This window comes from Microbacterium enclense, assembly GCF_004022425.1.
GTDB classification, from domain to species: Bacteria; Actinomycetota; Actinomycetes; order Actinomycetales; family Microbacteriaceae; genus Microbacterium; species Microbacterium enclense_A.
The window spans coordinates 25,980-49,777 of the sequence record NZ_RBZY01000001.1 but is presented as its reverse complement, the minus strand read 5'-3'; the positions used below and the strand labels follow the sequence as shown (position 1 = coordinate 49,777).

The window sequence follows — 23,798 nt, the reverse complement described above, 5'->3', positions numbered from 1 at the left end:
GATGGGCCGCTTGCGCCCCGAGACGTTTTGCGCAAGACGGCACCGGGCCGGGCACAACTCCTGCAGTTCGGGCAGCGCAGCCCGGTCGCGGGTGTGCAACGCGGCATCCGCCGGAGTTGTGCGGTTGGGTCAGCCCGGACACAACTCCGGCAGATCGCGCGGTGCTGCGTTCGCGGGGCGTGGGCGTGCGGCATCCGCCGGAGTCGTGCCGGACGGCGGATGCCACACGACGGTGTCCCCGCGGATGCCGCGCGACGGCGCTACGGCGTGACCATGCCGCCGTTGACGTTCAGGGTCTCGCCCGAGACGTAGCTGGCCTCCGCCGAGGCGAGGAACACGAACGCCGGTGCGATTTCCGCCGGCTGCCCCGCACGCTGGTGGGTGCTCTCGTCGTCGAACTGCTCCATCTGCTCGTCCGAGACGCCCTGGCTCACCTGCAGCGCCGACCACGTCGGCCCCGGCGCGACGACGTTGACCCGGATGCCGCGCGACGCGAGCTGCTGGGCGAGTCCCTTGGACAGGTTGTTGATCGCGGCCTTCGTCGCGGCGTAGTCCAGCCGGTCGGGGGCGGGGACGTACGCCTCGAGCGAGGCGGTGTTGATGATCGCGGCGCCCTCGGGGAGGTGCGGGAGAGCGGCCTTCGTGATCCAGAACGGCGCGAACACGTTGGTGCGGAAGGTCAGTTCGAACTGCTCGTCAGACAGGTCGTCGACCTTCTCGACCATCACCTGCTTGCCGGCGTTGTTCACCACGATGTCCAGGCCGCCGAGCGCCTCGACCGCCTCCGCGACGAGGGCGCGGCACGCGCCGGGGTCGGTGATGTCGGTCGCGATCGAGACGCCGGTGCGGCCGGCATCCCGGATCTGCTCCAGCACGTGATCGGCGTCGCGCTGCTCGGCGGGGAGATGCACGATGACCACGTCGGCCCCCTCGCGGGCGAAGGCGATCGCCACCGCTCCGCCGATTCCCGAATCGCCGCCCGTGATGAGGGCCTTGCGGCCGGTGAGGCGACCGAGTCCGCGGTAGGTCTTCTCGCCCAGGTCGGGCACCGGTGTCATGTCGGCCTGCACGCCGGGTTCCGGCTGGTGCTGCACAGGCGGTTCCACGCGGGAGTAGCGCGTGACGGGGTTGTCGAAGGTGAACTGGTCGCGATCGGTCATGGGCCCGACGTTAGGCACCCGATCACTCCGGGCGCCCTCCCTTGACGGCAGCGGGCGAAACCTTCAGCGCCCCGCGGCCAGGGAATCGAGCACGCGCGACACCCGCTCGGCCGACTCCCGCCACGAGAACCGGCGCGCGTTGCGGAGCCCCGCCTCGCGCAACCGCGCGCGGAGAGCATCGTCCGCGACGATCCGCGTCAGGGCACCCGCGATCTCGTCGATGTCGTACGGGTCGACGAACAGCGCGGAGTCGCCGAGCACCTCCGGAAGCGAGGCGGCCCGGGCGGCCACGACCGGGCACCCGCACTGCTGCGCCTCGAGCGGGGGGATGCCGAAGCCCTCGTACAGCGACGGGAAGACGAAAGCGAGAGCCCCGCGGTAGAGCGCGGCGAGTTCGTCGTCGTCGACCCGCCCGAGGAAGCGGACGCGCTCGCCGGCATCCGCGTACTCCTGGCGGGCGAACGCGCGCGTCTGGCTGCCGACGACGCGCAACTCGACGTCGGGGTGCGCGGCGGAGAACCGCGCGAAGGCCGCCAGCATCCGCGCGAAGTTCTTGTGCGCGTTGGGTGACGACACGGCCAGCAGGAAGCGGCCGGATGCCACGGGGCCGACGGGCCCGAAGTGCGCGGCGGCGGCGTTCGGAACGACCGTGAATCTCTCGGGCGATGCCGCGAAGTGCGCGGCGATCTCGCCCCGCGAGAAGGCGCTGACGGTGAGCAGTCGGTCGCTCCGGGCGATCAGCCGCGGGACGACGAGGGAGTAGACCGCGCGGAACCGCCGGTTGAAACTCTCCGGATGCCGGAGCCACGTGATGTCGTGGTGGGTCGACACCTGCGGTCGGTACCAGATCGGGCCGGTGCTCGTGAGGTCGAGAAGCACCGCGCCCCGGCCGCGGGCGAACAGGGGCAGGTCGATCTGCTCCCACGCGTGGCCGCGCAGACGCCCGACCCGGACGATGCGGCGCGGGTCCAGCCCCGCCGTGTCGGTGGCATCGCGGGGCGCCGCCAGCACGACATCCGAGCGCAGGGCGAGCAGCTCCCGCGTGATCTCGGCCGCGAAACGTTGGATGCCGGTGACGCTCTGCGTCAGGAACCGGGCGTTGACGACGATCACGGCGTCCGCGTCGCTTCCGCGACGACCGCGAGGCGGTAGAGCGCGAGAGAGTCGCGGCCGAGGGCGTCGTCCGTGAGCGCCCGCCGCGCCCACCCGAGGGCAGCCGCCGACATCCGCTCGCGCAGTCGCGGGTCGTCCAGGAGGCGCGCGGTCGCGGCGATCAGCGCGTCGTCGTCGGTGCACACGAAGCCGGTGACGCCGTCCTCGACGCTGTCGCGGTTGCCCACCACGTCGGACACGACGGCCGGGATGCCCTGCGCCTGCGCCTGGATGAGCGAGAGCGACATCCCTTCCCACAGCGAGGGGAACAGCAGCACGTCCATGCCGTCGATGAGGGCGGTCAGCTCCTCCGGCGACACCCACCCGGTCACGCGTACCGGGGCGTCGCCGAACCAGCGGCGCTCGTCGTCGGCGGACCCGCCGCCGATCCACACGAAGTCGGCGCGCTCGGCGAGAGCCCGCGCGGCAGCGGCGAAGCGCCACGGCGCCTTCTGGTGCACGACCCGCCCGATCATCCCGACCACCGGCCGCCGATCCGCGTCGGCGACCCGCGGTTCGCTCGAAACGGATGCGGAGGGGATGCCGGTCTGCACGAGGTGGGCGCGAGCGGGGCGCAGCGCGCGCTCGGCGATCGCGATCTCCGACGGCGACGTCAGGATGAGGGTCGATCGTCGAGCCAGGAACCTCTCGAGCAGACGGATGCCGCCCCGCGCGGGGGCGGGAAGGTCGAGGCGGAGGAACGCGAACCCGTGGGGAGAGAAGAAGACGCGCTCCGCGCCGAGTCGTCGCCGTAGCGCCAGCCGGACCACGGCCCCGGCGATACTCGAGTGCGCGTGCACCGCATCGACCCGATCCGCCGCGGCGACGGCGGCGCGCCACAGCGCGCGAAGATCACCGAGGCGACTCCCCGTCGACACCCTCCGCAGCACCACGCGGTCGTCGAAGCGCGCACGCAGCGCCTCGTCGCTCGGGGTCTCGGGGCGGGCGGCGAAGACCACCTCGACGTCGGCGCCCTCCGCCGCCTGACGGCGGCTGATGCTGTCGACGAGGCTCAGGACACCGCTTCCCATGGACTCCGTCACGTGCAGAACTCGCGTCATGGGGTCGTCATCCTCGTCCAGGTGTCGGCGATCCCATCGGCGAGGGACAGATCGCGGTCGGGACCGTACTCGCGGTGGAACCGGTCGACGTCGAGCACCACGTGATCGACGAACGTGGCCGGTTGCGGCATCCGGACGACATCGAAGTCCTGCCCGACGACGGCGCGGATGGTGGAGAAGACCTCCGCGACGGAGTGGCCCCTCCCGCTGCCGAGGTTGTAAGCCCGGTGCTCGGGCACCCTCTCGACCATGCGCAGGATCCGGGCGACCAGATCCTCGACGTGGATGTAGTCGCGGATCATCGATCCGTCGCCGACCTGCACCGCGGGCTCACCGCGGCGGATCCGGTCGAGCGTGATCGGGATGATGCCCTGGCCCTTCGCGGGCGTCGCACGCGGGCCGTACGGGTTGGAGATGCGCAGACTGACCGACGCAAGACCGGCGGTGGTGGCGTAGTAGTCGAGGTATCTCTCGATCGTGAGCTTGCCGATCCCGTAGGGCGAGACGGGCAGGAGCGGCGTGTCCTCGGCGAACGTCCGTCGGGCCTGGGGGCCGTAGATGGCACCGCCGCTCGAAGCGAAGAACACCCGCCGCACCCCGGCCGCCGCGCACAGCGAGAGCAGTTCGACGCTGGCGCTGACGTTCGTGCGCAGATCGACGGTCGGCTCTCGGTCGGCGCTGGCCGGGGTCGTGGTCGAGAGGAAGTGGAACACGTAGTCGGCCTCCGCGACCGCCGCCGCGACGTCGCGCGGGTCGAGGAAATCGCCGATCAGCGGCACGACGTCGGGGGATGAGAACGCACGGATGCCGTGGCTGTAACGGTCGAATCCGACGACGTCGTGACCGGCGCCCGCGAGCGCGTCGCAGAGCCGCGAGCCGAGGAAGCCGTTCGCACCGATGACGAGGCATCGCACCATCAGTCACCGCCGGGGGATCGAGGCGTGCGCGGCATGGGATCTTCTCGTCGGATCGGGGGCGGGCGGCTCACCGTCGGCGTACGGCGCCCCACAGGGAGCGGAGGTCGCGGCGCGCCACCAGGGCGAGCGCCGCGCTCACGACGATCGCCCACACGCCACCGGTCGCGAGCAGCTGGGCGAGCGGGTCGAGCGGGGTGAAGAACGACAGATCGATGAGGGATGCCACGCCCGCCGCGATCGCGAAGACGGTGACGGGGCGCCCCGAGGCGGAGAGCAGCGCGACGGAGGACACGCCGGCACGCGGGAGCAGGAGGAAGGCGGCGCCCCAGAGGACGACCTGCCCGATCGACATCGCGACGGTGATCGCGAACGGTCCGAGCCCGGCGGCGGTCACGACGAGCACGATCATGAGAATCCGCCCCGTGGCCTCGCACCACAGCAGCAGGTCGGATCGGCCCGTGGCGACGAACGCCCAGTACTGCGGGTACCCGAGCGTCTGGAAGACGGCTCCGACCGCGAGCACGGGAACGTAGATCGCGGCGTCGTCCCAGCGCCCGCCGAACACGACGTGGATCGCCGGCTCCGCGGTCACGGCGAAGAGGCTGAGATACGCCAGCACGGGGTAGCTCAGCACGGTCTGATACTTGGTCAGTCGCTGCTGGAGCGGTGCGCCGGTGGCATCCACCAGCGACGGGATCACGACTCGCGTGAGCGGCGTGATGAGCTGATCGATCGGGAGATTCACCAGCTGGGTCGCCCGGCTGAAAAGACCGACGGTGCTCTCGTTCGCCACCCTGCCCACCGCGAGCGTGCCCGTGACGCCGGAGACGTAGTTCAGCGCGTGCACCACGAACGTGTGGCCCCCGAAGGTCAGCAACTCCCGCATGTCGACGCCGCGGCGGGGCCATCCCGGGCGCCACGGCGTCAGGATCGCCGTGATCACGAGCGTGAGCCCGGCGGCGATCGTTCCCTGCGACGCGAGGGCGAGCGCGCCACCGCCGAGGGTGGCCAGAATGATCGCGGCGACGAGCCCGGTCAGATCGCCCGCGAGTTCGGCCGCGGCGAGCCGACCGAGGAGTCCCGCGCGGTTCAGTTCGACGCGGAACTGGGCGCTCATCGAGCGCAGCGCGAACGCCGGGGCGAGGAGGGCGAGCACCGGGACGAGGAACGGGTTGCCGTAGACGGCCGCGAACGGCGGGGCCGCGGCGATCACGAGGACGGTGGCGAGGATGCCGATGGCGGTGTTGGTCCAGAAGAGCAGCGTGCGCTGCGCCGCGGACAGCGTCGGGGCGCGCAGCGCCGCCATGCTGAGTCCGAAATCGCCGAGCACGGCCGCGAAGCCCGCCAGCGTGGCGGCGAGCGCCACCACGCCGAACTCGGCGGGGCTGACGAGCCGGGCCAGCACGACCATGCCGAGCAGCTGCGACACGTAGCGCATCCACTGCGCGCCCAGCAGCAGTGCGGCACCGCGACGCCGAGGGGCGACGACAGAGGTCGTGGTCATCGCGCTCCCCGGGAGTTGTACGGTGTCGGCCGTGAGCACGCTAGCCAGTCCCCGCGACCCCGCCGTCGCGTCGCCCGTCCCCCGTGCCGGGTTAGTCGACTCCCTCTTCGCGCGGCGACTCACGGTCCTGCTGCTCGCCGCCTTCTCGCTGCTCGGGCCGCTCGTCGAGACGGTGCTGACCGATCGATCGCATTACAAGGAGGGGAAGACCACGACGAACCCCGTCGTGGCGGCGATCGACGATCTCGGAAGTGCCCTCGTGCCGGCCGTGGCGGCGGCTGCCGTCCTGCTCGTCCTGCTCTTCGCCCGGATGTCGGGCCCGAGCCTGCTCCTGGTCGTGCTGCCGGGGCTGGTGCTCGCGGCAAACGAGTTCGTCCACGGCCGGACACCGACGTTCGGTCTGCTGCTGACCGCGGCGGCAGGGGCGCTCTTGGTGAGCGTGCGGGTGAAACCTGAGGATCTCGTCGTGCTCGGCTACACCGGCGGTGTCGTCGCTGCCGCATCGATCGTGGCGATGTACGCCGCTCCCGCGGTGGTGACCATCTCGGGCGGGACGGGGACGTTCGACAAGTCGCTCACGGGCGCGCCGCTCCTGGCCGGGATCTTCTCGCACTCGAACACCTTCGGCATGTTCCTCGCCCTCTCTCTGCCGTGCATCTTCCTGGTGCGTCGTGCCCTCGCCCGGTGGCCGCTGCTGCTGGTCGTCGGCTGGGCGCTCGCGCTGAGCTCCTCGCGCACGGCGCTCGTGGGAGCGGGCGCCATGCTCGCCGTTGTGGTGCTGAGCCGCCTGCTCCCGCGGGCCGGATTCGTCGCCGTCAGCGTCGTCGGGGCGGTGGTGGCGCTCGTCGCGGTGATCCGCATCCCGTTCACCGAGACCGACCCGGAGGCGTTCACGTACCGCGGTGCGATCTGGATCTACAACCGCGAGGCTCTCGGCGATCACGGACTGTTCGGTCTCGGCGCTCACTGGTACGCCGACAACTACCCCGTGTTGCGCGAGGTGCTCTCCAGCGCGGCCAGTCACGCGCACAACCTCGTCCTCACGACGCTGGTGCAGGGCGGCGTCATCGTCCTGCTGGCCTGGCTCGCCATCGTCGTGTTCGCCCTCTTCGGTGCCGCGGCGGACCCGACCCGGTCGTCCTCGGTCGCGGGGATCGCGTTCGTCGTCGGTCTGCTGGCGATCGGCGCGACCGAGACACCGTTCCCGCTGCTGGGATGGGGGCCGCTCTCGGCATCCGCTCTCGTCCCCCTGGTCGTCTTCGCCACCCGGCGGCAGCTGGACAGGGAGCGGAGCGCTCTCGAGCCGACCGGTCCGGCGACACGCGCCGCTCGCCGGGGTCGCTGGGGCTGACGCGTCAGGGGGACGGCGTGCGGAGGTTGCGAAGACCCCGGCCGAGTCGGCGCCACCGGGCCACGGTGGGGCCCGCATCCGGATCGCCCGCGCGCCGGGCGGATGCCAGAGCGATGTCGTCCGGCGGCCACACGAAGCGCCACAGGACGCGCACGCGTGTGACGAGGGGCTCTCCGCGCAGCGCTCGCCAGTAGGCACGGGCGCGGTTCGGTTCGGCCCGCCACGCCCAATCCCGCGGGGCGTCGTCGCGATGTCGAGCGATCAGTTCGGCGGACACCACCCCCTCGAGCTCTGCCGCGAGGACGGGCACGGCACCGAGCTCGACGGCCCGCGTGCCGCTGCCCGCCGCCGCGCTCAGCAGCGCCGCGGCGGTCGCTGAGGCCGCCGCGGAGCGGGGACCTGCCCCGATCTCGGGTCGGACCTCGTGCACGGCCGCCAGTACCGCGTGGACCTCGGGGCGGGGCACGGCCACGTCGACACCGGCGTAGACCACGCTCTCGGTGCGGCGGGCGACGGCGTCGAACGCCGCGGCGTCGTCGAGGGTGAGGCCCGGCACCCGGCGGTGCACGTCGATCTCGCACCCCCATTCGGCGGGGGTCATCGTCGCGGTGTGGTGCACCGACGTGCCGCGCCACGGATCCGGCTCGCGGCTCCACCCCCAGCTGGTCAGCGCGGCGGCGAGGTCGTCCCACCGACGCGGCTCGCACCACACATCGACATCGCCGGAGTGCTCGCGCTCGCGCAGCCCCTGGTGGTGCAATGCGGGCCCCTTGATGAACACGACGGGGATGCCGTGCCCGGAGGCGAGCCGCGCGGTGAGCGCGTAGGCCAGTTCATGCATCGGCGACGACAATCGCGGGGGGTGCAGGCGATGGATGCGGGCGGGATGCGCCGGGTCGGGAGAGGCGATCGCGAGCGCGGTCATCGCCTCGAGCATGTCGCGTTCGTCGGCGTCCGCCGGGGCGACCGGCCCCGCGGTGACGAGTCGCCGCCACATCCGTGCCCCGTCGCCGGTGAGACAGAACGGCTCGGCCGGCTCGGCGGGCAAGACGAGCACCTCGGCGCCGTCGGGAAACGTCTCGGACGCGGACACATCCAGTGCTCCGAACGCGATCGCGACCCAGCCGTCCGAGGCAGGTGGCGTAGCGCTCATGGGGCCTTTCGGGTGAGGAACAACCCGACCACTCTGGCCTCCCGTGCGCGCGGCACAGACCGTGCGCCCGCCGACGCCGCGTTCGCGCCCCGTTCCTTCACCCGGGTGGTCGCCACGCGCGGACCGCCGTCTCACGACGACGGGTGCGGCGGTTACAGCCCGAGCGTGCGGCTGAGGAACGCGTTGCGGAACACGCCGCGCGGATCGGCATCCCGAGCCGCGGCGACGAAGTCGGCGGCGTGGGGGAGCGTCGCGCGGATCGTCTCGCCGGGCATCGTGAACGCCTTGCCCCAGTGCGGACGAACGTCGAAGGGGGCGAGCGCCGCCTCGACCGTCGGCAGCACCTGGGCCACCCCGGCGTTGTCGTTGCGCCACGTGAAGTGGATCGCGAGCACGTCGCGCTGATACGCCGGGCTCAGCCACAGGTCGTCGGCCGCGACCGTCCGCAGCTCCGTCACGAGCAGGACCGGGTCGATCGTGGATGCCACGGCCCGCACGGCCGCGAGCGCCTCGGTCGCGGCGTCCAGGGGGACGAAGTACTCGGACTGGATCTCGTCGCCGTCGCTCGGCAGAGCCTCGGCGCGGAAGTGCGGCAGGCGCGTGTGCCACGGCCCGGGCGTTCCGCGCTCGGTGGTGTTGCCGACCGTGCGGATGCGTCCGAGGTGCAGGTCGTCGCCGATCGGGCGCCCACCCAGGTCGGTCACGTACCCGGGTTCCGCGTCGGCATCCGTCGACTTGATCCACACGAGGTCGTGGGCGGGGTCGCCCCACGTCGTGAAGACGCTGACGCTGCGGGCGCTCGCGAAGAGGCGTCGCGGGTCGGCCACGATGTCGTCCCACGCGACGCCCGTGTACGCCTCGGCCGTCACGCTGTAGGTCGGGACCGTCCGCAGCTCGACGGCCGTGACCACACCGAAGGCGCCGAGGCCGAGAGCGGCCGCCGGGAACCACGCGTGATCGCGATCGATGTGATGCGTGTGGCCGTCGGCATCCATGATCTCCAGGGCCGTCACGGCGCTGGGGAGGTTGCCGTTCGCCGTGCCGGAGCCGTGGGTGCCGGTCGCGGCCGCCCCCGCGACCGAGATGTGCGGGAGCGAGCCGAGGTTGTGGAGCGCGCGGCCCTCGGCTTCGAGCACGGGCGCGAGCTGTGCGAACGTGACGAGGCCCTCGACGCGGACGCGGTCGCCGTCGATCTCGATCCGGACGGGCATGCCCTCGAGCGAGAGCAGCGTCGCGTCGGTGTCGCCGATGTCGTTGAACGTGTGCCGCGTCGCCTGGACGCGGAGCGACGTCGCTCCGGTGACGGCGGCCGAGAGCTCGTCGAAGTCGGCGGGCAGCAGGGTCTCGGCGGCGCGGTAGCGGTGGTTTCCCGACCAGTTCGTACCGGAGGAGCGGGTGTGGGTCATGGGGTCCATCCTGCCTGCCGCGGGTCCGGCCCGGGCCGGAGGATCACGGCGCGGGGAAGAGCTCCGCCTCGAAGACCGCCTCGGCAGCCCCCACGAGCAGACGGTTCTCGCCCAGCTCGGCGACGCGCAGTCGCAGATCCTCGGCGCACGCGGGCATAGTCTGGGCGCGCACCGCCGCGTCGAGACCTTCGTGATCCACGGCGGCGAGGGTCGCGAGGAAACCGCCGAGCACGATGACGGCGGGGTTCAGAACGTTCGCGGCGTTCGCGAGCGCCGTGGCGAGGATGCGCCGCTGGCGTGCCACCTCGGCCCGGACGCCCGCGTCGTCCGCGGATGCCAGAGCCTCGGCGAGGGCGGTGTCGTCGACGGCGTCGAGGTGCAGGGCGGCGAGGAGGCGGGCGCGGCTCACCTCGTCCTCGAGCACACCGTCGGCGGCGCGGCGGTCGGCGGCATCCACGATCCCGGGACGGTTCTGCCCGAACTCGCCCGCGTACCCGCCGGCCCCGCCGAGGGGCACCCCGCCGACGATGACCGCTCCGCCGATGCCGCTCGCGCCCCCGTTGAGGTAGACGACGTCGTGCGCGCCGCGGGCGGCGCCGAAGAGGTACTCCGCCAGCGCGCCGAGCGCGGCGTCGTTGCCCACGCGAGCCGGCAGACCCGTCTCTTCCATGACGAGGGTGCCGATCGCGGCATCCGTCCACTCCAGGTGCGGGGCGATGCGGACCAGACCGTCGGCGGCGCGGACGGGGCCGGGCACCGCGACGCCCACGCCCACCGTGCGACGCCCGCGGAGGGGGCCGCGGTCCCACGCGGCGAGTCGCTCGCCCACCAGTGCGGCCGTGCGCTCCGGGGTGAGCAGGGCGGTCTGGGGGAGCCGTTCGCGCGCCACCGGGGTGCCGTCGAGGGCGAAGGCGCCGATGTCGAGCGCATCGACCTCGGGGTTGACGCCGATCGCGACGACGCGCGGGTCGGGGGCGACGGTCGGCGAGGGGCGGCCGACGCGTCCCACGGGGTCGGGAGCGCGTTCGACGACGAGACCGTCGCTGACGAGCTCGCCCACCAGATCGGCGATCGTCGAGCGGTTCAGGCCCGTCGCCTCGGTGAGGGCGGCGCGCGAGCGCGGTCCCTCGCGATGGACGGTACGCAGCACGAGCGCGAGGTTGGCGCGGCGCATGCCGTCGCCTCTGCTCGCGGTGACCATCCGACCACTGTGCCACGGCGTCGGGGTCGTTGCTGCGCGGCGCCGCCGTCGCGATGAACGCGATCCACGCCGCGGATCGCGTTCATCGGGGGGACGAAGCCCACGCAGAGCACCCGGTGCCAGAATCGGAGCATGGACCTGTCCGGCATCCCGATCACCACCATCCGTGGCGAACAGACCACCTTCGGTGCCCTCACCGAGGGCAAGGCCGCGCTCGTCGTCAACGTCGCCTCGCGCTGCGGCCTCGCGCCGCAGTACGAAGCGCTCGAGGCGCTGCACAAGAAGTACGCCGACCGCGGTTTCACCGTGATCGGCTTCCCCAGCAACCAGTTCCTGCAGGAACTCAGCGACGAAGAGAAGATCGCGGAGTACTGCTCGGCGACGTGGGGCGTGACCTTCCCGATGTCCGAGAAGGTCAAGGTGAACGGGCGCCACGCCCACCCGCTCTACCAGGAGCTCACCCAGACCGCGGATGCCGAGGGCAAGAAGGGCCGCATCTCGTGGAACTTCGAGAAGTTCGTGGTGTTCCCCGACGGTCGGGTCGTGCGCTTCAGCCCGCGCACCCAGCCCGACGCCCCCGAGGTCGTCGCCGCGATCGAGGACGCGCTGCCGAACTGACGCGCGGCGCGGTGGACGCCGCTTCGCGGTTTCGGTGTCCAAGACACGCGGACCGCACGCCGTGGCATCCGCGTGTCTTGGACACTGAACGGCAACCGCGGCGGGCGCGGCGCCTCGATAGTCTGAGCGCGCACCCGAACCCGAAAGGCGCCCCATGGTCGATGCCGTCGTCCTCGTCTCCGGTGGAGCCGCCGTCACCCCGTACACCGACCCGCGGAACGCCGCGGCGACCGGCCTCGCGGCGGGCAACACGATGACCGCCCTCCGCGCGCACGTCCTCGACCGTGGCATCCGGGTCTTCACGGCTCCCGCCCGCATCGGTGTCGGAGAGGTGCGGGAGGATGCCGGATGGCAGGGCTTCTCCGACGTGCCGGTGGTGCTGCCGGCCGAGCTCACGATCAACGCCGTCGGCCGTGTCGACGACGCCGGCGTCGCGCTCGCCGGGTTCTTGCGGCACCTCGCTGCGGAGGAGGGCGTGGAGAGCGTCGCGCTCGTCGGCCATTCGATGGGCGGGCTGTTCTCGCGCGCCGCGATCCGGGAGCTGGGCGGCGACGGCCCGCGGATCGAGCGCCTCGTGACGCTCGGCACCCCGTGGGACGGGTCGGTGCTCGGCGACCTCCTCGACGGCGAGATATCCGAGGACGACGCGCACGGCGACCCGGCCACGCTGCAGATCTTCGCCGAGGCGCGCCCCTACGCCGACGCGAACTCCCAGGGGGCCGCGGCCGAAGTGTCGCGGCGGTTCCTGCGCGGCTGGAACGACGCGCAGGCGGGGGTGCTGGACGGCATCCCGGTGACCGCGATCGGCGCGGGCTACTTCGCCGCGGCGACCGCGCCGGTCCAGCTCTGGCCGCACGACGGCCTCGTCTCGATGACGAGCGGGCGCGCGGACGAGGTGCCCCTCGGAGTGCTGCCCGAGGTCGAGCGGCACTCGTTCCCCGAGCACGTGCACAGCATTTTCTTCGCGGACGGCTTCGGCCTGCCGTGGGAGCGGGCGCTGACGTGGGACCCCGAGGTGTTCGCGGTCGTGGACGCAGCGCTCGGGCTCTGACGCGGGGCGTCAGGGCGTCGGGGCGACGAACTCGTGAGCCAGGTCGCTCACGGAGGCGATGTGGTCGAAGTCGTGGTCGGCGCTGAGAATGGTCGCGTCGTTGGCTATCGCATACGCGGCGATCAGAATGTCCACCGCGCCCGCAGCGCGTACGCGTCCGGCATTCCACAGAGCGGATTGGATGCCGACGGCGAGTGACTCGTCGGGTGCGCGTTCGAGCGGGAAGCCGAGCGATATCTGCTCGAGGTGGTGCGCATGCTCCTCGGGCGAACGGGCCCTGTGGCAGAACTCCAACACCTGGGGAGGGCACGTGACGAAGAGGTCCGACGATGACCGGGCGACCTTATCGAGCCGCGTCCGGATCGCGGGGTCGCCCGAAGCCAAGCGTGCCCAGACCGAGTTGTCGACCAGGTAGTCCGTCACGGGGCCGGAGCGGTGACGGGTGAGTCCAGTTCGGCCTCGAGGTCGGTGAGGCCGGCGATTCCGGCGATCATCGCGTCCTTCTGCTTCGAGGCGATCAGCCGACGCAGAGCGAGGTCGAGCACCGCGCGGTTGGAAGGCTCACCGGTCAGGATGCGCGCGCGTTCGATGAGTCGGCCGCCGAGGGCTGGACGCCGTGGCATCCCGGGTATATGTTGTGAGAACCAACAAAACCTCGTGCGGCGGCGAACCACCGTGCGCATCCATGCGAAGGAGCAGGAATGCCCACCCCCACCCGTGACGACAAGTTCTCGTTCGGCCTCTGGACCGTCGGCTACAACGGCACCGACCCGTTCGGCGGACCCACCCGCAAGCCCCTCGACGTCGTCCATGTCGTCGAGAAGCTCGCCGAACTCGGCGCCTACGGCCTGACGTTCCACGACGACGACCTGTTCGCCTTCGGCTCCACCGACGCCGAGCGACAGACGCAGATCGACCGCCTGAAGGGCGCGATGGATGCCACGGGCATCATCACCCCGATGGTCACCACCAACCTCTTCTCGGCCCCGGTCTTCAAGGACGGCGGCTTCACCTCCAACGACCGCCAGGTGCGTCGCTTCGCCCTGCGCAAGGTCCTGCGCAACCTCGACCTCGCCGCCGAACTCGGCGCGAAGACGTTCGTCATGTGGGGTGGCCGCGAGGGCGCCGAGTACGACTCCGCGAAGGACATCCGCCAGGCGCTCGAGCGCTACCGCGAGGCCGTCAACCTCCTCGGCGACTACGTCACCGACAAGGGCTACGACATCCGCTTCGCCATCGAGCCGAAGCCGAACGAGCCCCGCGGCGACATCCTGCTGCCGACTCTCGGTCACGCCCTGGCGTTCATCGACTCGCTCGAGCGTCCCGAGCTCGTCGGGCTCAACCCCGAGGTCGGCCACGAGCAGATGGCCGGGTTGAACTTCGCCGCCGGCATCGCGCAGGCGCTCTACCACGGCAAGCTCTACCACATCGACCTCAACGGCCAGCGGGGCATCAAGTACGACCAGGACCTCGTGTTCGGCCATGGCGACCTGCACAACGCCTTCGCGCTCGTCGACCTGCTGGAGAACGGCGGCCCCGGCGGCGGTCCCGCCTACGACGGTCCCCGCCACTTCGACTACAAGCCCTCGCGCACCGAGGACGAGTCGGGCGTCTGGGACTCCGTCTCGGCCAACATGAACACCTACCTGCTGCTCAAGGAGCGCGCCGCGGCCTTCCGCGCCGACCCCGAGGTGCAGGAGGCCCTGGAGGCCGCCAAGGTCCTCGAGCTCGCCCAGCCGACGCTGAACGAGGGCGAGTCGTACGACGACCTGCTCGCCGACCGCTCGGCGTACGAGGACTTCGACACCGACGCGTACCTCGGCGGCAAGGGCTTCGGCTTCGTCCGTCTGCAGCAGCTCGCGACGGAGCACCTACTCGGCGCACGCTGAGTCCGCGGGAGGGGGCGCGTGGGGCGCTCCCGACCCCCGCAGGGCGGGGCCTGGATGCCATGGCATCCAGGCCCCATTCCTCAGCGTTGAGTGTCCAAGACACGCGGATGCGGTCGTGAATGGCCCGCGTGTCTTGGACACTGAACGGTGGTGGGGCGCCGACCCGTCGGGGCGGCGGGAGAACGAGGCGCCGGGCCCGGGCCGGGCGGCGCGAACAGAAGGAGTGAGCATGGCGCTCGTCATGGGCGTCGATTCGTCGACGCAGTCGTGCAAGGTCGTCGTCGTCGACGCCGAGGCCGGTCGCGTGATCCGCGAGGGGCGCGCGACGCATCCGGCGGGAACCTCGGTCGACCCCGAGGCGTGGTGGATCGCGCTGCAGGATGCCATCGCGCAGGCGGGCGGACTCGACGACGTCGCGGCGGTCTCGATCGCGGGACAGCAGCACGGCATGGTCGCCCTCGATGCCGAAGGGCGGGTCATCCGGGACGCTCTGCTGTGGAACGACACCCGGTCGGCGCAGGCCGCGGCCGATCTCATCGCCGAGGTGGGCGCGGAGGCGTACGCCGAACGCACGGGCGTCGTGCCCGTGGCATCCTTCACCGCCACGAAACTCCGCTGGCTGTGGGATGCCGAGCCGGAGAACGCGGCGCGCGTCGCCGCGGTGGCGCTGCCGCACGATTGGCTCACGTGGCGGCTCCGCGGCTTCGGCCCGGGCAACGCCGACTTCGCCGAGCTGACGACCGACCGCTCGGACGCCTCCGGCACCGCGTACTGGGGCGCCGACGGATACGACCGGGAGCTGCTCGTGCGGGCGCTCGGTCACGACGCCGTGCTTCCGCGCGTGCTCGAGCCGTGGGAGAGCGCCGGTACGCTGCCGGGTGGTGCCCACGTCGGGCCCGGCGCCGGCGACAACGCCGGTGCGGCGCTCGGCCTGGGCGCGGGTGTCGGCGACGTGGTGGTCTCGCTCGGCACCTCCGGGACGGTGTTCGCCGTGACCGATCACGTCGTCCGCGACACCTCCGGCGCGGTTGCCGGGTTCGCGGACGCCACGGGCCGGTTCCTCCCGCTCGTCGCGACGCTCAACGCCGCCCGCGTGCTCGACGCGTTCGCGGGGCTCCTCGCCGTCTCGCACGACGAGCTCGGCGCGCTGGCGCTGCAGGCCGAGCCGGGCGCCGACGGCGTCGTGCTCGTGCCGTGGTTCGAGGGCGAGCGAACGCCCAATCTGCCGCACGCTCAGGCCTCGCTGACGGGTTTGACCCTGGCATCCACGACCCGCCCGAATTTCGCCCGCGCGGCGATCGAGGGGATGCTGAGCGGTCTGGCCGTGGGGCTCGAAGCGATCCAGGCGCAGGGTGTCGAGGTGCGGCGCGTGCTGCTCATCGGCGGTGCAGCCGCGAACGAGGCCGTCGCGCGGATCGCCGCGCAGGTGTTCGACGCCGAGATAGTCGTGCCCGCCGCGGGCGAGTATGTTGCGCTGGGCGCCGCGCGCCAGGCCGCGGGTGTGCTCGCGGGTGGTCCGGTGGACTGGACCGTCGCGACGGCCCGGGCCGTCGCCCCGGACTTCCGCCCCGGAATCCGCGCCCGCTACGACGCTATCGCCGCGCTCCGCGCGCGGGAGTGAGGCCGCGCTCCGGCGTTGCCGGCCGCGAGACTGCAGCGGGCTGACATCGTGGTTGCAGCCTGCAGCCGGTTGGTCAGGCGCGTGCAGTCTCGGCTGGCGCGCCCGCGTCGGGTGCAGCCCGCGGCGGCGGCGCGTCGTGCTGCACCCGGACGTACGACGGCTGGCGCGCCGCCCGCACCCACGCGTAGGCCCGGGCACCCGGCAGGGGGCGTCGCACGGCGTCGAAGCGCAGACGGCGGTCGTCCGGATCGGGGTCGAGGCGCAGCTCGACCAGCGCGAAGGGATGCCACGGCCCCCACGGCGTCGCGTGCGAGAGCTCGAGCGTCCAGACGGCGCCGACGTCAGGACCCGTGAGCGCTCGCGGATCCGTGGCGGGTGGGCGCCCCGAGACGGTGCGGGCGCCGAGCATCACCGGACCGTGCGCCCCGCGATACGGCAGCAGGATGCCGAAGCTCGCGCGCTCCGCTCGCCGGCGGGGGAGCAGCGCGAAGCGTCCCGGCACGCCCCACCCGGCCGAGGCGAACTCGATGTCGGAGTCGTCGACCCGCAGCGCGAGCCCCAGGATGTCGGGGAGCGGCGCGGGGAGCCCGACCGACCTCGACACGCGGGCCAGCAGGGGGCGGGGCTCCGCGGGGTCGTCGATGAAGGCGATGCCCGCGGGTGTGGCATCCGGAATCCACCGGATCGTCCCGCTCAGCACCACGCCGCGGCTGTGGATCGGCCGCGGGTGCCGCAGGCGCTGAGCCGCGGCGAACGCGAGCCCGAGGACGCTCCCGATCGTTCCGGAGACGGGCGTGCGCGACGGACGCGGGATGCCGGGGGCCGAGGTCATGCCGCCATCGCACCGTGTCGCCGGGGGCACGCCGAGGGGGTTGCGCGCCGCTACTGTGAGGGACCATGAGCGGCGACGGCGGGGGCAAACGCATCGGGATGCGCGATGTCGCCGACGCCGCGGGCGTCTCGACGCAGACCGTCTCGCGCGTGCTGAACGGCTACCCCGGCATCCGGGATGCCACCCGCGAGCGCGTCCTCGCGGCGGTCGCGGCGCTGGACTACCGCGTCAACAACGCCGCGCGGGCCCTCGGCACTAGCCTCACCCGGACTGTCGGGGTCGTGGCATCCGATGCCGTCCTGCACGGGCCGTCGGCGGGCATCGCGGCGCTGGAACGGGCGGCGCGGACGCGCGGGCGGTGGATCACGACCGCGTACACGGACTCGGACGACCCCGCCGACATCGACGCCGCCGTGCGGCACCTGCTCGACCAGGGGGTCGACGGGATCGTGCTCGTCGCCGCTCACGGAGCCACTCCTCTCGAGGGGTACGACGTGCCGCTGGTGCCGCTGTACGGCGAGTCGGGGATCCGCCAACGCGACGCGGCCGCCCTCGTCGTGGATCATCTCGCCGACCTCGGACATCGCCGCGTCATCGAGGTCGCCGGCCCCGCGGACTGGCGCGAAGCCCTCGCGCGCACGGGCGGTGTCGCCGACGCCGTGGACCGTCGGCGCCTCGAGCAGGTCGGGCGCGTCGAGGGGGACTGGAGCGCCGCCTCCGGTTCCGCCCTTGCGGACGCCGTCGCCCGCGCCGTGCGGGAAGGCGCCACCGCGGTGGCCGTCGCCAACGACCAGATGGCTCTCGGACTCGTGGCCGGGCTCGCCGCGCGCGGCCTGTCGGTTCCGGCCGATGTCTCGGTCGCCGGTTTCGACGACAACCCGGATGCCGCCTTCTACACGCCCGCTCTCACCACGGTGCGCCTCGACGTCGAGGGCGAGGCAGCCGAGGCCGTGGCGCGGGTGCTGGGCGAGGACGCGGCCCCGCCCGCTGACCCGGTTCTGGTGCCGCGGGCGTCGACCGCCGCCCCGCGCTGAGGCGCGGCCGGGTCGGCGCCGGGCACAACTCCGGCGATCGNGGCATCCCCGGTCCGGTTCTGCCGGAGTTGTGTGGGTCACGGATGCTCCCGCTCGAAATCTCCGGAGTTCGGCACGCGCACGCCCCGAGGCAGTGGCATCCGCCCCTCGCCAACGCGCGATGTTACCGGTAACATGAGCAAGCAACCCGCCACCGACAGAGTCGAAGGAGACCCCGCGTGTCCGATGCCGTCACGTTCACGCCCGAGGTGCAGGAGGCGATCGATGCCGTCCGCGCCGACGTCGCGAAACTGCACGCCGAGCTCGTGCGCTACAACCTGATCGTCTGGACCGGCGGCAACGTCTCGGGCCGTGTCCCCGGGGCCGAGCTGTTCGTCATCAAGCCTTCCGGCGTCTCGTACGACGACCTGTCGCCTGCGAACATGATCCTTTGCGACCTCGACGGCAACGCGATCCCCGGCACCCCCGGCTCCGAGCGCAGCCCCTCCAGCGACACCGCGGCGCACGCGTACGTCTACCGCAACATGCCCGAGGTCGGCGGTGTCGTGCACACCCACTCCACCTACGGCGTCGCGTGGGCGGCCCGCGGCGAGGAGATCCCCTGCGTCATCACCGCCATGGCCGACGAGTTCGGCGGCCCCATCCCGGTCGGACCTTTCGCGATCATCGGCGACGACTCGATCGGCCGCGGCATCGTCGAGACCCTCCGCGGACACCGCTCGCGCGGCGTGATCATGCAGAACCACGGTCCCTTCACGATCGGCACGAACGCGAAGGATGCCGTGAAGGCCGCCGTCATGCTCGAGGACGTCGCCCGCACCGTGCACATCGCGCGCGAGGCCGGCCCCCTCATCCCGATCCCGCAGGACAAGATCGACGCCCTCTACAACCGCTACCAGAACGTCTACGGACAGAGCACGGACGACCGCCGATGAACGCGCACATCACCGAAGGTCGGGCGAGTCTCGGCATCGAGCTCGGCTCGACCCGCATCAAGGCGTGCCTGATCGGCCCCGACGCCGAGGTGCTCGCGGTCGGCTCCCACGAGTGGGAGAACGTCTACGCCGACAAGCTGTGGACCTACTCCCTGGATGCCGTGTGGTCGGGGCTCCGCGCCGCGTACGCCGACCTCGTCGCCGACGTGCAGCAGAAGCACGGCGTCACCCCCGAGCGGTACGCCGCGATGGGCGTGTCGGCGATGATGCACGGCTATCTCGCGTTCGACGCCGACGGGGAGCTGCTCGCCCCCTTCCGCACATGGCGAAACACCAACACCGGTGTCGCGGCGGCCGAGCTCACCGAGCTCCTGGGCGTGAACATCCCGCTCCGCTGGTCGATCGCGCACCTGCACCAGGCGGTCGTGGATGCCGAGCCCCACGTGCCCGAGATCCGCTTCCTCACCACGCTGGCCGGGTTCGTCCACTGGAAGCTCACCGGCGAGAAGGTGCTCGGCGTCGGCGACGCGTCGGGGGTGTTCCCGATCGACTCCGCGACCCGCGACTACGACGCCGAGCTGGTCGCGCGCTACGACGGCCTGGCCGCCGGACGCGTCCCCGCGCTCGCCGACCTGCTGCCCGAGGTGCTCGTCGCCGGGGCCGCGGCCGGGGAACTGACGGAGGCCGGTGCGGCCCTGCTCGACCCGACGGGCGCCCTGCGTCCCGGCATCCCGTTCGCACCTCCCGAGGGCGACGCCGGAACCGGCATGGTCGCCACCGGTGCGGTCGCTCCGCGCACGGGCAACGTCAGCGCCGGCACGAGCATCTTCGCGATGGTCGTGCTGGAGCGGCCGTTGACCGAGGTGCACCACGAGCTCGACCTCGTGACGACGCCCTCGGGCGACGCCGTGGCGATGGTGCACTGCAACAACGGTGCGAGCGAACTGGCAGCGTGGGCGAACATGTTCACCGCGTTCTCCGTCGCGGCCGGCACCCCCGCGACCCCGGATGCCACGTACGCGGCGCTCTTCGCCGCGGCGCTGGAGGGCGAGGCCGACGCGGGCGGACTGCTCGCGTACAACCACCTCGCCGGGGAGCCGATCGCGGGGCTCGACGAGGGGCGTCCGCTCGTCGTCCGCACCCCCGACAGCCGCCTGACGCTGCCGAATTTCATGCGCGCGCAGCTCTACGGCGTGTTCGGGACGCTCGCGCTCGGCATGGACGTCCTCCACCGCGAGGGCGTCGGGCTCGACAAGATGTACGCGCACGGCGGCATGTTCCGCACCGCCGGGGTGGCGCAGCGCTTCCTCGCGGCGGCGCTCGACGCCCCCGTCGCGGTCGCCGAGACGGCGTCCGAGGGCGGGGCGTGGGGCATGGCCGTGCTCGCGGCGTACGTCGCCGACGGCGCGGGCCGCGGCCTCGACACGTACCTCGCCGAGGCCGTCTTCGCCGACGCGCCGATCGTCACCGCCGACCCCGACGCGGCCGACGTCGCCGGGTTCACCTCCTACCTCGACCGCTACCGCGCCGGACTCGCCGTCGAGGCGGCCGCCGTGGCATCCCTCTGAACACCCGAAAAGGAACAGTCATGACCCGCACTCCCCTGAAGAACGACCTCGACGGCTACGAGGTCTGGTTCGTCACCGGCAGCCAGAACCTCTACGGCGAAGAGACCCTGCAGCAGGTCGCCGAGCAGTCGCAGGGCGTCGTCGCCGGGCTCGACGGCCTTCCCGTGAAGGTCGTCTGGAAGCCGGTGCTGAAGGACTCCGACAGCATCCGCCGCATGGCCCTCGAGGTCAACGGCCGCGACGATGTCATCGGCGTCATCGCGTGGATGCACACCTTCAGCCCCGCGAAGATGTGGATCGCCGGGCTCGACGCCCTGCAGAAGCCGCTGCTGCACCTCCACACGCAGGCCAACGTCGAGCTGCCGTGGAACGACATCGACTTCGACTTCATGAACCTCAACCAGGCCGCCCACGGCGACCGCGAGTTCGGGTACATCCAGACCCGCCTCGGCGTCGCCCGCAAGACGGTCGTCGGCCACGTGTCGAACCCCGCCGTCCGCCAGCAGATCGAGGACTGGGAGCGCGCCGCCGCCGGCTGGACCGCCGCCCGCACCCTCAAGCTCGCGCGCTTCGGCGACAACATGCGCTTCGTCGCCGTCACCGAGGGCGACAAGACCGAGGCCGAGCTGCGCTTCGGTGTGCAGGTCAACACGTGGGGCGTCAACGAGCTCGTCGAGGCCGTCGAGAAGGCCACGGATGCCGAGATCGACGCGCTCGTGCAGGAGTACATCGACAGCTACGACGTCGTGGACGAGCTGCTCCCCGGCGGCGCGCGCCACCAGTCGCTGCGCGACGGCGCCGCGATCGAGCTGGGCCTCCGCTCGTTCCTGGAGGAGGGCGGCTTCGGCGCCTTCACCACGTCGTTCGAAGACCTGGGCGCGCTGAAGCAGCTCCCGGGTCTCGCGGTGCAGCGCCTCATGGCCGAGGGCTACGGCTTCGGCGCCGAGGGCGACTGGAAGACCGCGATCCTCGTGCGCGTCGCGAACGTCATGGGCGCGGGCCTGGCCGGCGGCGCGTCGCTCATGGAGGACTACACCTACGACCTCGTCCCCGGCAACGAGCGCATCCTCGGCGCCCACATGCTCGAGGTCTCGCCGTCGCTGACGACGAGCAAGCCGCGCCTGGAGATCCACGAGCTCGGCATCGGCGGTAAGGAAGACCCCGTGCGCCTCGTCTTCACCGCCGACCCGGGCCCCGCCCTCGTCGTCGCGCTGAGCGACATGCGCGACCGGTTCCGCCTCACCGCGAACGTCGTGGAGAACGTCGAGGCCCCCGACCTGCCGAAGCTCCCCGTCGGCCGCGCCGTGTGGAAGCCGGCGCCCGACTTCGCGACGTCGGCCGCGTGCTGGCTCGCCGCCGGCGCCGCGCACCACACCGTCATGACGACGGCCGTGGGCATCGAGGTGTTCCGCGACTTCGCCGAGATCGCAAAGACCGAGCTCGTCGTCATCGACGAGGACACCACTGTCCGCGGCTTCCAGAGCGAGCTGCGCTGGAACCAGGCGTACTACCGCCTGGCCCAGGGCATCTGACCCCCGCCGCCCCGGGTGCCCTTCGCCGGCCCCGGGGCGGTGCGGCACGTACGCGTCCCGGTCGTTCGGGGCGCGTCCCGTGGCCCCGGGGCGACAGATGTGGCCCCGGGGCCACGAACCGTGCTCCGGTTCTCCGGCGCACGAAGCGTGCCCCGGATCCGCGTCGGTGGTGGGCCGCCCGCGGATCCGGGGCATTCGTGCGTCCGGAGCGGCGTCGCACATGGCCCCGGGGCGACAGACGTGGCCCCGGGGCCACGTGGGACGCCCCAACGTGCAAGAGCGCTGCGCTACAGCCGCTGACCCAGCGACCACAGGCGGTCGGCGCGACCGGAGATGGCCTCGGACAGCGTGAACGCCTGGCCGTCGGTGAGGGATGCCACGTAGTCCACGATTCCGCGGGAGCGCGCGAGCGTCTCGGCCTCGGCATCCGACGGTCGGCGGTCGGCGGGGAGAGCGGCGTACTGCTCGCGGGCGAGCGCGATGAGCTCGCGGAGGCGACGCGGAGTGCGCGCGCGGTCGAGGTCGTCGTCCAGCCACTCCCCGAGCGCCCGCACCGACCGGGCGAGGATGCGGCTCATGCCGCGCTGCTGGATCGCCAGGTCGGGGCGGCTCAACACGAACCGCTTGTGCACGAACTTCAGCACCTCGACGTGGTGCCACGCCGACGGTGAGAGCGCCACCGGTCCCGAGCGCGGGGTGTCGAGCGGCCGCAGCTGCGCGGACTCCTGGAATCGGCGGATCCACCGATCGGTGAAGGATGCCAGCCTCCGCTCGGCCGTCAGCGACCCGTCGAACGGGCGGGCGAGCAGGTCGGTGACCATCTCGGCATCCACGTCGCTCACCGCGGCGAGGAACGCTTCGTCATCCGCGATCCACGGGTCGTCGCGGCGCATCTTCCGGCGCAGGCGCTCGAGCGCGGCACCGGGCACGAGCTCGGCGCGCACCTCCGCGTCGTCGCGCGAGCGCCACTCGATCACGTCGTCGAGCCAACCGCGGAACTCCGCCGCGATCGGGGCGTGGTCGAGGATGCCGGCGCGGTAGAAGTCGTCGACGTCATGCACCGAGTACGCGATGTCGTCGGCGAGGTCCATGACGGCGCCCTCGATCGTCTGCCGCAGGGGCTCGGCATCCACTCCCTCCCGTGCCCGGTCGAGGTCGTCGAGGTCGAGGTCGTACACGGAGTACTTGTGCACGCGGTAGGCGCCGTCGGGAGCGCGACGGATGCCACGGGGCGGCCCGATCCGCTCGATCTCGGCCGCGGACACCGCCGGCGACCACGGGTACTTCGCCGACGCGGCGCGCACCGCGGCGGTGAGGTTCAGCCCGCGCGGAGCGTTCTCGACGACGTCGAGCGCGGTGAGGATGCGATACGTCTGGGCGTTGCCCTCGAATCCGTCGGACAGGCCCAGCTCGGTCCGGGCCAGCCGGTCGAGTGTCGTCTCGCCGAGGTGCCCGAACGGCGGGTGGCCGAGGTCGTGCGCGTAGGCCGCGGCCTCGACGACGGTGGGGTTGCACACGTCGCGGCCGGCGCGGGTGTTCAGCTGCAGCGCGACGACCCGGGCGATCGCGCTGACCTTGAGCGTGTGCGTGAGGCGGTTGTGCACGGGGGCGCCCGAGATCGACGGCGACACCACCTGCGTCACCGCCGACAAGCGGGAGAAGTACGGCGAGAACTGGATGCGCTCGAGGTCGATCGACCACGGGTCGGTGCCGCTGACGTCGCGTTCGTCGTACACGCGGGAGGCCGGGGAGAGCGTCATCCGTCCACGCTATCCGCCGCCGCGTGCCGCGGCAGAAAGACGAGTGTCCAAGA

General features: G+C 72.3%; 21 protein-coding genes. 9 read left to right on the top strand and 12 right to left on the bottom strand.

Annotated features, from left to right (window positions below; genetic code table 11):
* Positions 1–260 precede the first annotated feature (260 nt).
* From D8Y23_RS00240 to D8Y23_RS00220, 5 genes are all read right to left on the bottom strand, one after another.
* Positions 261–1,160, bottom strand: a complete 900-nt coding sequence (locus D8Y23_RS00240; protein WP_128216171.1) for an SDR family oxidoreductase — start codon at positions 1,158–1,160, stop codon at positions 261–263.
* 63 nt (positions 1,161–1,223) lie between these two features.
* On the bottom strand, positions 1,224–2,273 hold the full coding sequence (locus tag D8Y23_RS00235; RefSeq protein WP_128216170.1) for a glycosyltransferase family 4 protein: 1,050 nt from the start codon (positions 2,271–2,273) through the stop codon (positions 1,224–1,226).
* The gene (locus D8Y23_RS00230; RefSeq protein ID WP_128216169.1) at positions 2,270–3,373 is read right to left on the bottom strand and encodes a glycosyltransferase; all 1,104 of its coding nucleotides are present in this window, start codon (positions 3,371–3,373) and stop codon (positions 2,270–2,272) included. The genes D8Y23_RS00235 and D8Y23_RS00230 overlap by 4 nt, the downstream gene beginning before the upstream one ends.
* The gene (locus D8Y23_RS00225) at positions 3,370–4,290 is read right to left on the bottom strand and encodes an NAD-dependent epimerase/dehydratase family protein (protein ID WP_128216168.1); all 921 of its coding nucleotides are present in this window, start codon (positions 4,288–4,290) and stop codon (positions 3,370–3,372) included. Before D8Y23_RS00225 ends, D8Y23_RS00230 begins: the two co-directional genes overlap by 4 nt.
* Before the next feature lie 67 nt (positions 4,291–4,357).
* On the bottom strand, positions 4,358–5,794 hold the full coding sequence (locus D8Y23_RS00220; protein ID WP_128216167.1) for a lipopolysaccharide biosynthesis protein: 1,437 nt from the start codon (positions 5,792–5,794) through the stop codon (positions 4,358–4,360).
* Positions 5,795–5,825: 31 nt separating this feature from the next.
* Here D8Y23_RS00220 and D8Y23_RS00215 point away from each other — a divergent pair, with 31 nt between their 5' ends.
* Positions 5,826–7,145, top strand: coding sequence for an O-antigen ligase family protein (locus D8Y23_RS00215; protein WP_128216166.1), 1,320 nt, complete (start codon positions 5,826–5,828; stop codon positions 7,143–7,145).
* A 4-nt stretch (positions 7,146–7,149) separates the two neighbouring features.
* Here the strand turns inward: D8Y23_RS00215 and D8Y23_RS00210 are convergent, their stop codons facing one another.
* The 3 genes from D8Y23_RS00210 to D8Y23_RS00200 all read right to left on the bottom strand — a co-directional run bounded on the left by D8Y23_RS00210 (position 7,150) and on the right by D8Y23_RS00200 (position 10,905).
* Positions 7,150–8,298, bottom strand: a complete 1,149-nt coding sequence (locus D8Y23_RS00210) for a nucleotidyltransferase family protein (RefSeq protein WP_128216165.1) — start codon at positions 8,296–8,298, stop codon at positions 7,150–7,152.
* 152 nt (positions 8,299–8,450) lie between these two features.
* Positions 8,451–9,704 (bottom strand): D-arabinono-1,4-lactone oxidase, encoded by a 1,254-nt coding sequence (locus D8Y23_RS00205; RefSeq protein ID WP_164878082.1) that lies wholly within the window; start codon positions 9,702–9,704, stop codon positions 8,451–8,453.
* 43 nt (positions 9,705–9,747) lie between these two features.
* Positions 9,748–10,905, bottom strand: a complete 1,158-nt coding sequence (locus D8Y23_RS00200; protein ID WP_128216163.1) for an ROK family transcriptional regulator — start codon at positions 10,903–10,905, stop codon at positions 9,748–9,750.
* A 132-nt stretch (positions 10,906–11,037) separates the two neighbouring features.
* Between D8Y23_RS00200 and D8Y23_RS00195 the strand changes: the two genes are divergently transcribed.
* Positions 11,038–11,523, top strand: a complete 486-nt coding sequence (locus tag D8Y23_RS00195; protein ID WP_128216162.1) for a glutathione peroxidase — start codon at positions 11,038–11,040, stop codon at positions 11,521–11,523.
* A gap of 154 nt (positions 11,524–11,677) precedes the next feature.
* The gene (locus tag D8Y23_RS00190; protein ID WP_128216161.1) at positions 11,678–12,574 is read left to right on the top strand and encodes an esterase/lipase family protein; all 897 of its coding nucleotides are present in this window, start codon (positions 11,678–11,680) and stop codon (positions 12,572–12,574) included.
* A gap of 9 nt (positions 12,575–12,583) precedes the next feature.
* Here D8Y23_RS00190 and D8Y23_RS00185 read toward each other — a convergent pair whose 3' ends face one another.
* Together D8Y23_RS00185 and D8Y23_RS00180 are read right to left on the bottom strand one after the other, a co-directional pair.
* Positions 12,584–12,997, bottom strand: a complete 414-nt coding sequence (locus tag D8Y23_RS00185; RefSeq protein WP_128216160.1) for a PIN domain-containing protein — start codon at positions 12,995–12,997, stop codon at positions 12,584–12,586.
* Positions 12,994–13,197: a DUF2191 domain-containing protein gene (locus D8Y23_RS00180; protein ID WP_128216159.1), complete on the bottom strand. Its 204-nt coding sequence runs from the start codon at positions 13,195–13,197 to the stop codon at positions 12,994–12,996. The genes D8Y23_RS00185 and D8Y23_RS00180 overlap by 4 nt, the downstream gene beginning before the upstream one ends.
* A 78-nt stretch (positions 13,198–13,275) precedes the next feature.
* Here D8Y23_RS00180 and xylA point away from each other — a divergent pair, with 78 nt between their 5' ends.
* Together xylA and xylB are read left to right on the top strand one after the other, a co-directional pair.
* Positions 13,276–14,463, top strand: coding sequence for a xylose isomerase (gene xylA, locus D8Y23_RS00175; protein WP_128216158.1), 1,188 nt, complete (start codon positions 13,276–13,278; stop codon positions 14,461–14,463).
* Between the two features lie 229 nt (positions 14,464–14,692).
* Positions 14,693–16,084, top strand: a complete 1,392-nt coding sequence (gene xylB / locus D8Y23_RS00170; RefSeq protein ID WP_128216157.1) for a xylulokinase — start codon at positions 14,693–14,695, stop codon at positions 16,082–16,084.
* A 73-nt stretch (positions 16,085–16,157) separates the two neighbouring features.
* Here xylB and D8Y23_RS00165 read toward each other — a convergent pair whose 3' ends face one another.
* Positions 16,158–16,916, bottom strand: a complete 759-nt coding sequence (locus D8Y23_RS00165; RefSeq protein ID WP_128216156.1) for a hypothetical protein — start codon at positions 16,914–16,916, stop codon at positions 16,158–16,160.
* A gap of 65 nt (positions 16,917–16,981) precedes the next feature.
* Here D8Y23_RS00165 and D8Y23_RS00160 point away from each other — a divergent pair, with 65 nt between their 5' ends.
* The 4 genes from D8Y23_RS00160 (at position 16,982) to araA (ending at position 21,985) form a co-directional block, all read left to right on the top strand.
* Positions 16,982–17,950 (top strand): LacI family DNA-binding transcriptional regulator, encoded by a 969-nt coding sequence (locus D8Y23_RS00160; protein ID WP_128216155.1) that lies wholly within the window; start codon positions 16,982–16,984, stop codon positions 17,948–17,950.
* A 218-nt stretch (positions 17,951–18,168) separates the two neighbouring features.
* Positions 18,169–18,885, top strand: coding sequence for an L-ribulose-5-phosphate 4-epimerase (locus D8Y23_RS00155; RefSeq protein WP_128216154.1), 717 nt, complete (start codon positions 18,169–18,171; stop codon positions 18,883–18,885).
* Positions 18,882–20,453, top strand: coding sequence for a xylulokinase (locus tag D8Y23_RS00150; protein WP_128216153.1), 1,572 nt, complete (start codon positions 18,882–18,884; stop codon positions 20,451–20,453). Before D8Y23_RS00155 ends, D8Y23_RS00150 begins: the two co-directional genes overlap by 4 nt.
* 20 nt (positions 20,454–20,473) lie before the next feature.
* Complete coding sequence (araA, locus tag D8Y23_RS00145) at positions 20,474–21,985, top strand: L-arabinose isomerase (protein ID WP_128216152.1); 1,512 nt, start codon at positions 20,474–20,476, stop codon at positions 21,983–21,985.
* A gap of 287 nt (positions 21,986–22,272) precedes the next feature.
* On the opposite strand, the gene D8Y23_RS00140 is transcribed toward araA, so the two are convergent.
* Entirely contained in the window at positions 22,273–23,745 is a 1,473-nt protein-coding gene (locus D8Y23_RS00140) for a deoxyguanosinetriphosphate triphosphohydrolase family protein (RefSeq protein ID WP_128216151.1), read from the bottom strand.
* Positions 23,746–23,798 lie beyond the last annotated feature (53 nt).